We start from the raw sequence: 12,792 nt of genomic DNA on the forward strand, positions 1-12,792 counted from the left end.
TTATGTCAGTAACACTAGAAATAACAAAATCAAATGTGGCTGTACTGGTACTAAGTCGCCCAGAAAAACACAATGCATTTAACGAAGAAGTCATCAGTGAGCTGATCCGTTTAATTGAACACGCAAATAGCTGTGATGTGCGCGCACTGGTTTTAAAAACCGAAGGTAAGCACTTTTCTGCTGGCGCTGATTTAAACTGGATGAAGTCGATGGCTGGCAATGACTTTGCAGAAAACTTAGCGGATTCTATGCAGCTAGCAAAGCTTATGAAAGTTCTTGCTACAAGCCCACATCCAACAATTTGTGCCGTACAAGGTGCTGCATTTGGCGGTGCATTAGGCTTAATTGCGTGTTGTGATATCGCAATTTGCCAAGACGATGCACAGTTTTGCTTAAGTGAAGTAAAGCTTGGTCTTATTCCTGCGGTTATCAGCCCTTATGTCATTAAAGCCATTGGTGAACGCGCTGCACGTCGTTATTTTTTAACGGCAGAGATTTTTGACGCGCATACAGCCAAGCAACTGGGGTTAATTCACCAAATCACCGGCGATTTACAAACAGCGCTCGATAAACACTTACAAAGCCTTGTTAATAATGGCCCTGTTGCTGTTAAAGCAGCGAAGCAGCTAATCAATGATGTCGCTGGCAACGTAATAGATGATGCACTGATTGAGTTAACCGCTGAGCGCATTGCGCGCATTCGTGTATCTGAAGAAGGCCAAGAAGGCCTAACTGCATTTTTTGAAAAACGTGCCCCTAACTGGCAGAAATAGGAACCATTATGACAACAAAATCATTGAAAAAAATTCTCGTTGCCAACCGTGGTGAAATTGCCTGCCGAGTTATGCGTACAGCAAAGCAAATGGGCTTAACAACGGTTGCAGTGTACTCAGATGCAGATAAACATGCTCAGCACGTAAAGCTTGCTGATGAGGCGTATCATATTGGTCCTGCGCCAAGTAAAGACTCATACTTAGTGGCAGACAAAATCATCGATGTGGCAAAACAAGCTGGTGTTGATTGTATTCACCCGGGCTATGGTTTTTTATCTGAGAACTGTGACTTTGCGCTAGCATGTGAAAAAAATGATATCGCCTTTATAGGCCCGCCAGCATCAAGTATTGAAGCCATGGGCTCAAAAACCCGCGCTAAAGAAATTATGCACCAAGCAAATGTACCTTTAGTGCCTGGTTACTATGGTGACAACCAAGATACTGAGTTCTTACAAGCTGAAGCTGAAAAAATTGGTTACCCGGTATTGATTAAAGCGGCCTTTGGTGGCGGTGGTAAAGGTATGCGAGTTGTAGAACACGCAAAAGACTTTACCGGTGCATTTGAAGGCGCAAAACGTGAAGCAAAAGCCGGCTTTGGTAACGATTTAGTGCTTTTAGAGCGCTATGTCACTAAACCTCGCCATGTTGAAGTACAAGTTTTTGCCGATAGTCATGGTAACTGTGTGTACTTAGGCGACCGTGACTGCTCATTACAGCGTCGTCACCAAAAAGTAATTGAAGAAGCCCCTGCTCCGGGTTTATCTGATGAACTTCGTAAAGAAATGGGTGAAGCTGCGGTACGTTGTGCCCAAGCGATTAACTATCGCGGCGCGGGTACGGTTGAGTTTTTATTATGCGGTGATGAATTCTTCTTCATGGAAATGAACACCCGTTTACAAGTAGAGCACCCAGTAACAGAAATGGTAACCGGTGTTGATTTGGTGAATTGGCAAATCAACATTGCGGCAGGTGAAGCATTACCACTTAGCCAAGCAGATATTCAGCTACAAGGTCACAGCTTTGAAGCACGTATTTATGCAGAAGATCCAAGTAATGACTTTATTCCGTGTTCTGGCCACATTGACGCCCTATTCACACCGAACGAATCTGAGTTTGTACGTATAGATACAGGGATTGCAGCGGGTGATGAAATTAGCCCGTTCTACGACCCTATGATTGCTAAATTAATTGTTCATGACGATAGCCGTGAGGCAGCGCTTGGGCGTTTATCAAAAGCACTAGAGCAATTCCACCTTGCAGGTTTTAGCTGTAACGTTAATTTCTTACATAACCTTGCTAACCACCCTACTTTTCAAGCTGGTGCACCCGATACGCACTTTATTGAAGACCAAGGTGAGCGCCTTGTTGCTAAAAACGAGCAACAGTCTTTTATTGCAACCGTTGTGGCAGCCTATGCGCATGCACATCAACTAAAAGGTGAGAGCAGCAGCCCATGGCAACAATTAACAGGCTTTATGCTAAACAGTGACGCTAAAACAACAATTCCATTTGTAGATTTTAACGTTCATGCGGTTAAGACCTCAGATGGCTTTAAAATCAGCCTAGGTGGAGTTGACTATACAACCTCGGGCAAGGTTGAAAATGGCCTTGCAAACCTAGTCGTTAATGGCGAAAAAGTTGTAGCTCATATTAATCAAGCAGACTCTCACATCACAGTAATGTACAAAGCACAGCAAACGGTGCTTGAGCTGATTGATAAACACTATATTAGTGAACACGAAAGTGATGCACTACCACTTGCTGCACCACTCAATGGTACTGTAGTTAAACATTTAGTTGAGGTTGGCAGTACTGTCGCTAAAGGTGACGCTGTTGTCATCATAGAAGCGATGAAAATGGAATACACCCTTAATGCCCCGCATGATGGTGTACTAACGAGCTATTGCTTTGCTGAAGGTGAATTGGTGAGCCACGGTGATATGCTCGCCATTGTAGAAGAGCCGGAGGCGTAATGGCACAGTTTCCTGATTTTGTTCGCATTGTAGAAGTTGGCGCCAGAGACGGCTTGCAAAATGAAGCTGCCGTTAGCACTCAAGATAAAGTCACGCTTATCAACGCCCTTGCAGATGCTGGGCTTAAAGATATAGAAGCAGGCGCCTTTGTGTCACCTAAATGGGTGCCACAAATGGCTGACTCAAGCGATGTAATTAACGCGTTAAATTTGCCTAATGTTAACTTAAGTGCCCTCACCCCGAATTTACGGGGTGCAGAGGCGGCAAAACAAGTCGGCATACAAGAATTTGCTATCTTTACAGCGGCAAGTGAAGCGTTTTGTCAAAAGAACATTAACTGCTCTATTGATGAAAGTATTGACCGCTTTAAAGATGTAATGGCTTTTGCCAAAGCGAATAACATTCGTGTTAGAGGTTATGTTAGCTGCGTCATGGGTTGTCCATATCAAGGTGATGTCGACTACAATGATGTATTAAAAGTATCAGAGCGATTACTCGAGCTTGGTTGTTACGAAATTAGCCTTGGCGACACCATAGGTGTGGGAACGGCGAAAAAAGTCGATGAGTTATTAGATTTACTCTTGCAACATATTGATAAATCAAAACTCGCTGTACATTTTCACGACACCTACGGACAAGCGCTCACAAATATTTACACCGCCCTAACACGCGGTATAGCAACGGTTGATAGTGCTGTTGCAGGCCTTGGTGGCTGCCCTTATGCCAAAGGTGCGTCAGGAAATGTTGCCACTGAAGATGTAGTTTACTTACTACAAGGGCTTGGCATAGAGCATGGAATTGATTTAGAAAGACTGGCGAAAGCTGGTTGGGCTATTTGCAGTGCACTAAATAAACAACCTGTCAGCAAGGTATCACTTGCTCTAAAGAACACTCAGAATAATTAAGGAGTAGGCTCATGGCCGGTTTCGATAAAGTGGTTTCAAGTTATGAAGCTGCAATGGAAGGTTTAAAAGATGGCGATACAATTATCGCTGGTGGCTTTGGCTTGTGTGGTATTCCTGAGGGACTTATCAGTGAAATTAAGCGTAAACAGACTAAAAATCTAACCGTTGTTTCGAATAACTGCGGTGTTGATGATTTTGGTTTAGGGGTTTTACTTCACGATAAGCAAATTAAAAAAATCATCGCTTCTTATGTGGGTGAAAATGCGCTTTTCGAAAAACAACTACTCGATGGCGAAATTGATGTTGTTTTAACACCACAAGGGACACTGGCTGAGAAGATGCGCGCTGGTGGTGCGGGTATTCCTGCGTTTTATACTGCTACAGGTTACGGTACTCCTGTTGCCGAAGGTAAAGAAGTCAAAGAATTTGATGGTCGCCCATATATCTTAGAAGAGTCAATTACAGGTGAGTTTGCTATTGTTAAAGCATGGAAAGCCGACCGCTATGGTAACCTTATATTTCGCCACACAGCAATGAACTTCAACCCGATGGCCGCAACAGCCGGTAAAATTACTGTTGCTGAAGTAGAAGAGATTGTTGAGCCAGGTGAACTTGAACCAAGCCAAATTCATACCCCAGGTATTTATGTTAATCGCGTGATCAAAGGCGACTTTGAAAAACGCATTGAACGTGTAACAACTCGCGATTAAGGAGCAATAAAATGGCATTATCACGTGAACAAGTTGCAATGCGTGTTGCACAAGAACTACAAGATGGCTATTACGTAAACCTAGGTATTGGTATCCCTACTCTGGTTGCTAACTATGTACCTGACGGTATCGAAGTTATGTTGCAGTCTGAGAATGGCTTATTAGGTATGGGTGCGTACCCAACCAAAGACCAAGTTGATGCAGATATGATCAACGCGGGTAAAGAAACCGTGACAGCAGCCACAGGTGCAGCAATATTTAATAGTGCAGATAGTTTTGCCATGATACGGGGTGGTCATGTAGACTTAACAGTATTAGGTGCATTTGAAGTTGACCAGAACGGTAACATCGCATCGTGGATGATCCCAAAGAAGCTAATTAAAGGCATGGGTGGCGCGATGGACCTCGTTGCTGGCGCGAAGAATATTATTGTTACGATGACTCATGCAAGCAAGCATGGCGACTCTAAGTTATTAGAAAGTTGCACTTTACCGCTAACTGGGGTTAACTGTGTAAAGAAAATCGTAACTGATTTAGCCGTACTAGAAGTTAAAGACGGCGCATTTCATCTAATTGAACGCGCTCCGGGCGTGTCTGTAGATGAAATTATTAGCAAAACGGCAGGCAAATTGCTTGTTGAAGGTGATGTTCCAGAGATGGCTTTTTAAGCCACTCACATCCCATGTACCGACCTCATTCCCAGTGCCAATGGCGCTGAGTTACCCAAAATCCCTCGCAAGAGGGATTTTTTTTATCTAAAGTCAGCCTTTCGCCGCACCATTTTGTCACATAAATAGTATAAAATGCCCTGCTTTAGTGAATTAGCAGTATCTAATACTGAGACTATGACGAAATAGCTAAAACTGCTAAGATCACTTTTATACTAAACATTTGCCTAAACATAGATTAAACGAGCGATTCACGATTGTTTTTTATACAATATGGCAAGAGTTAGCTATATTCATTCTTTACTCTCTATTTTTTTACATTTTGGGATAATAATTGCTTAGCAGTTAATTAACTAACAAGCGCTATTGAGACTTACTGAAATTAACTATGCAAACACCTATTCGTGGCCTACGCTCATTTTGTTTTGCTGCACGCACCCTTAGCTTTAAAGATGCTGCAAACCAACTTTACCTTACACCGTCTGCCGTAAGCCATCAGATCAAACAATTAGAAGAACAATTGGGTATTGAACTATTTGAACGTCAAACCCGCTCTATCCGCCTAACTGCTGCGGGGAAGAATTTTTATGACTCTGTATCACCGCTGATCAAAGCGCTAGAAAAAACCATCAATGAGTTTAGTCAGTTACAAGAAAACGTAACGATCAGTATTACGCTACCTGAGTTTTTTGCCAGTGAGCTTTTAATGCCAAAACTGAGCGAATGGACCAGTGAGCACCCAAATACAAACTTACAGCTTAATACCTTAAAAACGCGTAAAGAGCTGACTAAGCAAAGTGATTTGTCGATTGTATTGTCTTCATCTAAACCGCACGAAGGCGTTGTACATGAGCTATTTTCGCTATCGTATACACCAGCTTGCAATAAAGAAAACTGGCAAGCATGGCAAGAAAACCCGTTTCAGGCATTAAATGAAGTACCTCTTATACTTCATAAAGCGCGTCCTTGGGCTTGGCACCAATGGGCAGAGCATGCTGGTATTGATGATTTTGCACCAAAGCAAATTATTCAGGTTGATAGTATGTTTGGTGTGGCACGTGCCGCGCAACAGGGTATGGGTATTGCCCTAATCCCCTTACCTATCAGTCAGACTTGGTTTGATGAGCAGTGGTTATTTAATTTCACCGATATGCCATTAAAAACGAAAGATAAATATTACTTAGTGCAACACGATCCTAGTGAAACCAATGCACAATTAGAGCTATTTATAAAATGGATGATTGATACTTTTAAACATCTAAAATAATAGATAAATGACCCTCAATTTTGTTGAGGGTCATTTATTGCTAATTTAACTTTTCGACTTGGTTACTAAAATACTCACTTTGTTTTCACCAATCTCAAAAGAAGCCTGTTTACCATATTCCACAACAAAAGAAGGTGTAAAATAGCTGCCAGCGAGTGTGATTGATGTTTCTATAGCCGCCGTATTCTCTTTTTGTGGTGTAACTTTAACTTCATAGCTAAACCCCTCACCTATAGAGATGGCCGCAGGTTGTTTTTCTTCCACCAGCATTACTGGCGATGCTAGTAGCTCATTCGCTTTATAAACAGATGTTTCAACTTGAAAACTATCAGCTGCGAAACAACTTGTTGATGCTAGTAAAACCCCTGCTACTAAACCTAACTGTTTGTTCATATTTATTTCCTTATCTCATTTATAGGGTTTGTCCGTAATTAATATCAGTTAGTAGGTTTATTTGATACACGGAAATTTCTGAATGTTAACTATCAAAATCAAAGCTCTCTATAATAAACATCAATGGTATGTGATATAGCTTCATAGCGATTGTTTTTATGATTAAAGCATGCTTTACGCAGTTCTTTCTCTTCGTAGTTTTTACCTGCTACTACAACCTGATCTAAAGTTTGAGAACTTGCACAGAATTGCTGTTTTGAAATTGTTTCTATTTTAACTGATTCAGCTTTTGAGCGCGGTAATGAACTAGGCTTTGGGTTTTGCTTCATGCCTTCAAGTAACTGAGCTTTAGTAACAGGTACAGTATCTGACCCTATGCCTGGAATATGCAATGTTTGTCTAATGGTATAGTTTTTACTTAATAATGGCGCGAATAAAGATACATCGTTGCTCAAATAAGCCTGCTCAAAATTAAGATAAACAGCAACTTTATCTTCAGCTGCATTGGCAATAACAGGCACTAAAAGTAACAACGCAAATATCAGTTTCATGGTTATACGCTTATTCTGAATAAATTAAGTCATCAACTATACATACCACCATAAAGTACCGATTTTATTTTTAATTAACAACAATTTGTTTGTTTTGCGTACTCTGCTACTTTATTGTTCTTTATCGTAAACTTTAGCTATTTAAACCCCATGTCTACTTTATCGGGGTCAGATCAGACGGCTGACAGCTGACGGCTTTAAGACTAACTCATTACATTAGACTAAAGTCTATAGGTTAAATTTCTTCATCTATTAGGTCATTTTTTATCGTTTGTTGAATTTGCGCTGTTCAATTAAAGTTCATTTGTCGGCGATTGATACCGATTCAAATAGAGGAAAAGATTATGTTTAGTACACTTATGAAACGCGTTGCACTTAGCTCTTTATTAACTTGTTCAGCTATGGCAGTGGCTGATCAGAGTGACTACAAATTGATGGTAATTGACCAATCTATCACTGCTGATGTTGCACAGAACCGTCAATACGAACAAGCATTTAATGACTGTGCTTTGAGTGTTAAAGAGAAAAAATTCTCTCAAGCTGAAACACTATGCTCAAAAGCAATTAGTTTACTAAGTACGAGTAAAGTACCTAGCTATAAACGTCGCGAACTAACGTCGTTTACGTTAAGCAACCGCGGTGTTGCACGCATCATGTCTGAAAACGACACTGCGGCATTGTCAGACTTTTACGAAGCAGTACAAATTTCAGGTAACGAGTTAGTTGAGCACAACTTAACTCGTGCGAAAAAGAACTTAGCGTTATAAGTTCTCACAGAATTGTGTTGTCTCAAAACCCAGCTTCGGCTGGGTTTTGTCGTATAGGAGTTTCGTTTTTTAATCTTGTGATTCTATTAATGAATCAAGCTCTTTTAGTAATAAGCTCTCTACTGTCTTTTTATCCATTTTTGCCAATTGCTCTAAGCTGTAATTTTTGCCAATTTCTTTAGCTAAAATAAAACCTAGGTAATAACCTCTTCGGTATGGCAGCTTTGTCTCGTCCTTTGCGAAGTTGAAAAATGAAGAATATATTTCAGGTTTTTTCGAATAAAACTTTTCCTTGAGGTCAGCGAGAGAATCGAGCTGTCTTGAGCGAATCTTTTTCACCAGATTGCTAGGTATGTTTAGCATCAATTCATCATCACTGGCTGACGGAGTTAATTTATATGAAACGTAAGTAGCTAATCCCTCAGTCCAAATAGAGCACCATAGCTCATCCTTACAGTGAAATAATTTTTCATGATAAACATGAAATAACTCGTGATGAAAGAATGGCGTATCGTTTTTCCAGGTATGATATTTGGCCATGAGGTCTACACCAAACATTAAGTAAGACTTACCATTTAACTGTCGCGTTGCCCCATTGAACCTTCCTAATGAGTGGAGTATGTAAATGGGGGTTTCAGATTTGAAATCAGGGAAAGTAGCAATAAATGATTCCATACTGCTGTTTAAATCTTTAGATAAACGCCTATTTTTTGATAAATAGAGTTCTTCTATTTCACTGAAACCCTCAATAGCTTCAACAAAGCTTTTATCACTATAAAAAGGCGCAAATTGAGAGGTGAAATTTTGAGAAAACTGCTCTGCTCTATTTTCTGCGCTCAACGCCTTGCTTGACTGATATAAAGTATAAAAATCATCAGCCAGATTAATGACTTCTAAATCAGCTGACTGGTTGTTAGCAAGCGTCTTAAATGAAAGCACTCCAGGTATGAGACTGAAGAGTAAAAGAAATTTAGATAATTTTTGCATAATTATAGTTAGAAATATTTGTTAGGTTAAAGTCGTATATGTTGAAGATTCGATAATTCATGTCTAAGTGGTTGGTTACTCAGATAATGCCTGTTTGTAACTTAAATTAAAGTTTTTGAGTAACTGATTCAGGTAGTTCAGGTTTATCTGGTTAGGTTTAAAACTTTGTCCGTTTTCAATATTCACTATGTGTTGTTTTAGTTTTGCTTTGTCTTTATTCCAAAAAGCGATGTTTCCTAACACAAAGTCATTCCAATACATTTTTGAACCACTTAGCTCTTCATCGGGATCCAATACTTTTTTAGCGTGAAAAACCGCTTGTTGATAGTCACCCGCTAACCCTTCCATTTGAGCTAAATGCCAAGTTAATGAGCTTTCTTTTGAATTATTGTGAGAGATAAAACGTTTTATCAGAATTGCGGCTTCAGTATGGCAACCTAATTTTTCTAATAACCTAAACCCAGCATCGTATGTCTGATCAAATTGTTGGTATGTGAGGTTTAAATCGTCTTTTAACCTTTCTTCAAGTGCTGCTTTACAATCTGCAAAAGCAAGATTTGATAAAAATAATAATCCGACCGATAACAATCCTTTTTTCATAATTCTGTCCTTAAAAATATAAACTCAAAATAGAATGTTAATATTTCTTGCAAGCATACCAAGAAGTAAAAATAAGATTTAAATCTTAACTCATTGTTTCTGCGTTAAAATGAATTGTATGTGTCCCAAAAACCTTTCTTCGAAGAATCTATATCTTTACTAAGCAAAACATCTTTGACGACCAATTTCTCTGGTTCGCCATTTTTTGAAAAAAAGATGAGGATAAATTCCATACAATATTTGATTTCACTGGAATTCTTTAACTCATCGTAAAGTTCACTTTGCTCGATTGGTTTAAAGGAGTTTGCATGTATAAACACCACATTCAAAGTTGGGCCTTCGTTTTTATGGATTTGAGCATCGATTTGAACAAATTTAACAGCAACATTTTTTAGTTCAGGCTTCTCACGCAACAAAAATGTTCTTGCTTTATCTTCGATTAATTCACTATTAATTGATGCTAAATCCCCCCATTGCATAATTTGATCATGTGCAGAAAATGCAATCATACTAACAAGCATTAAACTTGAAATAATTAATTTATTCATCGTGGATCAAATCCTTTGAACAACATTTAATTGGTTTAGCTAAACACCGCAGATTTGGTATACAAGGCTAATTTGCTCCCACTCAGGATCATTTTCAACCTGCAGGTGTATAGGTAGCTTTGGAAACTCAGATAAGGCCGTATTGATTCTAAGACCGACTTCTTCAACACGATTAATATAGTAATGCCATTCACGGCTTCCATTACAAGTAAGTACAAACGCTAAGACAGCTATACGATCTGAGTCAAGAGTCGCATCTAAAGCGTCCTCAAAACATTTCATCGTTTCACTTTGCTCAGTTGATGGCATTCCATTAAGGTTATCTGCATCGTACTCCCATATGATAACTAATCTTTGAGGATAATCACTGCTTGCGATAAAAGGTACCAGATCAGTTCGATAACGTATTAGTCTAGGCATACCGCCATTATCACTTTCTGCTATATTCCATGGTGCTGAATTGGCTGCTGCGATCTTCATTAATGAATTCCTTTTTATAGAAGTTTATGTCCAAATCTATATTTCAAAAATTTTGAGTAAAATACATCCTAAACAGAATAAAGCGATTAATCAGGCTTAATCAAGATAGGTTTTGTTTGAGTGCATGTCTAAATAGCCATAACCACTAATTGTCTCAATTTGAGAAGGCAGGCCATAGATAGGCTCTGAAACAGCCTGAATTGGAAAGTTTAGTTTTGGTAAATCAATTGTATTGGGTGTTGATATGCCAAACCAAAAGCCAACTGGTTCATCATCAACAAACATACATGGTTGCGTATACTCAATCCCGGCTAAGCCAATATTAATGTAACCCAAGAATTTATTGCCATAAGCATCAGTAAACTGTGATTTTACAAGTAACTGATTATGTGGGTTTAATGTATCAGCTTCAGATGCTGGTGTTACAATCGTTTCATCAACAGAATCTTCCTTACAGTACTTAAAAAGCCAAACAGCATGTTCATTAATATCTTGAACAGTAATCTCCCAAATAAATTTATCCATGCCTTTCCTTGAGTTGTTTCGCCAACTTAATTAGCTTTAACGGTAGGTTAAAATGAGTGTAAATGAACAGAATTCAAATTTTGTAATCTTATCGTTATGTTAGAGACAAAGTTTTTTATTTAACGTGAATCCAATTTGGTTTATCTCTTGCCATTAAACCAAATTTTTTCGCTATAAAAACAATATCACCTAAACAATTCGACAGAATATTACTTAAAAGACAATTTTTAACAAAGTTACTTACCTTTTGCTACTGTTCTAACAGTACGTCCGCGTCCCATAAACCCAAATAACATTTGTACATGAAGTGACGGCATTAAATTATCAGCACTCAGCTAAGCTAATTTCACTTTCCAATACAGGAATAATACAACTTCACCTCCTCTACACCGCAGTAAAACCCTGAACCCTGAGTAATTACTCTATAGATTAAATTTCTTCATCTATCAGTTTTAATTTAATCGTTTGTTTAGCTTATAGGAATATTTTAAAGTTCACTCGTTGGCAAGAAACACCAACTTATTCAGAGGAAAACTATCATGTTAAAAACACTTGTAAAAACTATTGCACTTAGCTCTTTATTAACTTGCTCAGCGATGGCAGTAGCCGATCAAGCTGATTATAAACTGATGGTTATTGAGCAAGCTCAATCTAACGACAATGCAACTAGCCAATACGAAACTGCCTTCAACCGCTGTGCATTAAGCGTTAAAGAAAAGAATTTTTCAGAAGCGGAAAGCCTGTGTACACAAGCAATTTCTCTTCTAAGCACAAGTAAAGTACCAGGTTACAAACGCCGTGAATTAACATCGTTTGCACTTAGTAACCGTGGTGTTGCACGCATCATGTCTGAAAACGATACTGCTGCTCTTTCTGACTTTTATGAAGCAGTGCAAATTTCTAAAAACGAACTTGTTAACCACAACTTAAGCCGCGCAAAACAAAACCTAGCGCTGTAAAAGTTACCCCAAGCAAATTGTTGTCGAAAGCCCGGTTCTTGTGTGTTCTGACCGGGCTTTTTTTCGTCTAAAATATCTGCGTAATAGAATACTTTTCTTCACCTTATGGGTGCGATTATATCGTTTGTCAGTTTTCTACCCTGTTTTCTAACTTTATAGAGTAAGCACAACGCTTACGCTAACAAGGAGAAAACAATGTTTAAATTAAATCTAAAACCCTGCCTGTGGTTGATATTATTTGTTTGTTCAAATTTTGTATTCGCCAACAACAACGACTTTAAACTCATGGTTGTTGAAGATAACGCAAGCTCAAAAGCAATTATGCAAGGAAACTTTGCTAATTCTTTAGAGACAATGAACGAAGCTAACAACTATATCGTGCCGTTTAACCGCTGTGTTGCTGGTGTGAAACTAAAACAGTTTGCTAAAGCTGAACAAGATTGCTCGCAAGCAATCGCGATGCTAAAAAAGGTCAATGCCCCGCACTATAAACGTAATGAACTGACATCTTATGCATTAAGTAATAGAGGCATTGCTCGACTAATGGCGAAAAATGATACAGCGGCCATTGCTGACTTTTATGAGGCTGTGCAGCTCAATAATAATGAGCTCGTGTCGTTTAACTTAAATCTCGCGAAACAGGAATTAAAATTGTGGTAATAAGTCATCAGGCTAAAAGAAAACCA

The 12,792-nt window shown here is 38.9% G+C and carries 16 protein-coding genes; 9 read left to right on the top strand and 7 right to left on the bottom strand.

Annotation, left to right across the window (positions count from 1 at the left end; translation table 11 throughout):
* Nucleotides 1–2: 2 nt before the first annotated feature.
* The 6 genes from MTF66_RS05495 (at nt 3) to MTF66_RS05520 (ending at nt 6,296) form a co-directional block, all read left to right on the top strand.
* Nucleotides 3–773 (top strand): enoyl-CoA hydratase/isomerase family protein, encoded by a 771-nt coding sequence (locus MTF66_RS05495; RefSeq protein ID WP_058585053.1) that lies wholly within the window; start codon nt 3–5, stop codon nt 771–773.
* An 8-nt stretch (nt 774–781) separates the two neighbouring features.
* Nucleotides 782–2,746 (top strand): acetyl/propionyl/methylcrotonyl-CoA carboxylase subunit alpha, encoded by a 1,965-nt coding sequence (locus tag MTF66_RS05500; RefSeq protein ID WP_248526672.1) that lies wholly within the window; start codon nt 782–784, stop codon nt 2,744–2,746.
* Nucleotides 2,746–3,651 carry a hydroxymethylglutaryl-CoA lyase gene (locus MTF66_RS05505; protein ID WP_248526673.1) on the top strand — a complete coding sequence of 302 codons (906 nt, stop codon included), beginning with the start codon at nt 2,746–2,748 and terminating at the stop codon, nt 3,649–3,651. The genes MTF66_RS05500 and MTF66_RS05505 overlap by 1 nt, the downstream gene beginning before the upstream one ends.
* Nucleotides 3,652–3,662: 11 nt before the next feature.
* Nucleotides 3,663–4,361, top strand: coding sequence for a CoA transferase subunit A (locus tag MTF66_RS05510; protein WP_248526674.1), 699 nt, complete (start codon nt 3,663–3,665; stop codon nt 4,359–4,361).
* A gap of 11 nt (nt 4,362–4,372) precedes the next feature.
* Nucleotides 4,373–5,029, top strand: a complete 657-nt coding sequence (locus tag MTF66_RS05515; protein WP_054561524.1) for a 3-oxoacid CoA-transferase subunit B — start codon at nt 4,373–4,375, stop codon at nt 5,027–5,029.
* 388 nt (nt 5,030–5,417) lie between these two features.
* Complete coding sequence (locus MTF66_RS05520; protein WP_062564433.1) at nt 5,418–6,296, top strand: LysR family transcriptional regulator; 879 nt, start codon at nt 5,418–5,420, stop codon at nt 6,294–6,296.
* Between the two features lie 45 nt (nt 6,297–6,341).
* Here MTF66_RS05520 and MTF66_RS05525 read toward each other — a convergent pair whose 3' ends face one another.
* On the bottom strand, nt 6,342–6,689 hold the full coding sequence (locus MTF66_RS05525) for a hypothetical protein (protein ID WP_248526675.1): 348 nt from the start codon (nt 6,687–6,689) through the stop codon (nt 6,342–6,344).
* 98 nt (nt 6,690–6,787) lie between these two features.
* Nucleotides 6,788–7,240 (bottom strand): hypothetical protein, encoded by a 453-nt coding sequence (locus tag MTF66_RS05530; protein ID WP_248526676.1) that lies wholly within the window; start codon nt 7,238–7,240, stop codon nt 6,788–6,790.
* A gap of 344 nt (nt 7,241–7,584) precedes the next feature.
* On the opposite strand from MTF66_RS05530, the gene MTF66_RS05535 reads away from it, so the two are divergent.
* Nucleotides 7,585–8,007 carry a hypothetical protein gene (locus MTF66_RS05535; RefSeq protein ID WP_248526677.1) on the top strand — a complete coding sequence of 141 codons (423 nt, stop codon included), beginning with the start codon at nt 7,585–7,587 and terminating at the stop codon, nt 8,005–8,007.
* A 69-nt stretch (nt 8,008–8,076) separates the two neighbouring features.
* Here the strand turns inward: MTF66_RS05535 and MTF66_RS05540 are convergent, their stop codons facing one another.
* From MTF66_RS05540 to MTF66_RS05560, 5 genes are all read right to left on the bottom strand, one after another.
* Complete coding sequence (locus tag MTF66_RS05540; protein WP_248526678.1) at nt 8,077–8,994, bottom strand: DUF5700 domain-containing putative Zn-dependent protease; 918 nt, start codon at nt 8,992–8,994, stop codon at nt 8,077–8,079.
* A gap of 75 nt (nt 8,995–9,069) precedes the next feature.
* A complete protein-coding gene (locus MTF66_RS05545; protein WP_248526679.1) occupies nt 9,070–9,594 on the bottom strand; it encodes a hypothetical protein in 525 nt (174 codons plus the stop codon).
* 104 nt (nt 9,595–9,698) lie between these two features.
* Nucleotides 9,699–10,142 carry a hypothetical protein gene (locus tag MTF66_RS05550; RefSeq protein WP_248526680.1) on the bottom strand — a complete coding sequence of 148 codons (444 nt, stop codon included), beginning with the start codon at nt 10,140–10,142 and terminating at the stop codon, nt 9,699–9,701.
* A gap of 39 nt (nt 10,143–10,181) precedes the next feature.
* A complete protein-coding gene (locus MTF66_RS05555) occupies nt 10,182–10,622 on the bottom strand; it encodes a DUF695 domain-containing protein (protein WP_239964823.1) in 441 nt (146 codons plus the stop codon).
* Between the two features lie 96 nt (nt 10,623–10,718).
* Nucleotides 10,719–11,147, bottom strand: coding sequence for a hypothetical protein (locus MTF66_RS05560; RefSeq protein ID WP_248526681.1), 429 nt, complete (start codon nt 11,145–11,147; stop codon nt 10,719–10,721).
* Between the two features lie 539 nt (nt 11,148–11,686).
* Here MTF66_RS05560 and MTF66_RS05565 point away from each other — a divergent pair.
* Together MTF66_RS05565 and MTF66_RS05570 are read left to right on the top strand one after the other, a co-directional pair.
* Nucleotides 11,687–12,106, top strand: a complete 420-nt coding sequence (locus tag MTF66_RS05565) for a hypothetical protein (protein ID WP_055197213.1) — start codon at nt 11,687–11,689, stop codon at nt 12,104–12,106.
* Nucleotides 12,107–12,301: 195 nt separating this feature from the next.
* Nucleotides 12,302–12,766: a hypothetical protein gene (locus tag MTF66_RS05570; protein WP_248526682.1), complete on the top strand. Its 465-nt coding sequence runs from the start codon at nt 12,302–12,304 to the stop codon at nt 12,764–12,766.
* Nucleotides 12,767–12,792 lie beyond the last annotated feature (26 nt).

This window comes from Pseudoalteromonas sp. 2CM39R (assembly GCF_023161845.1).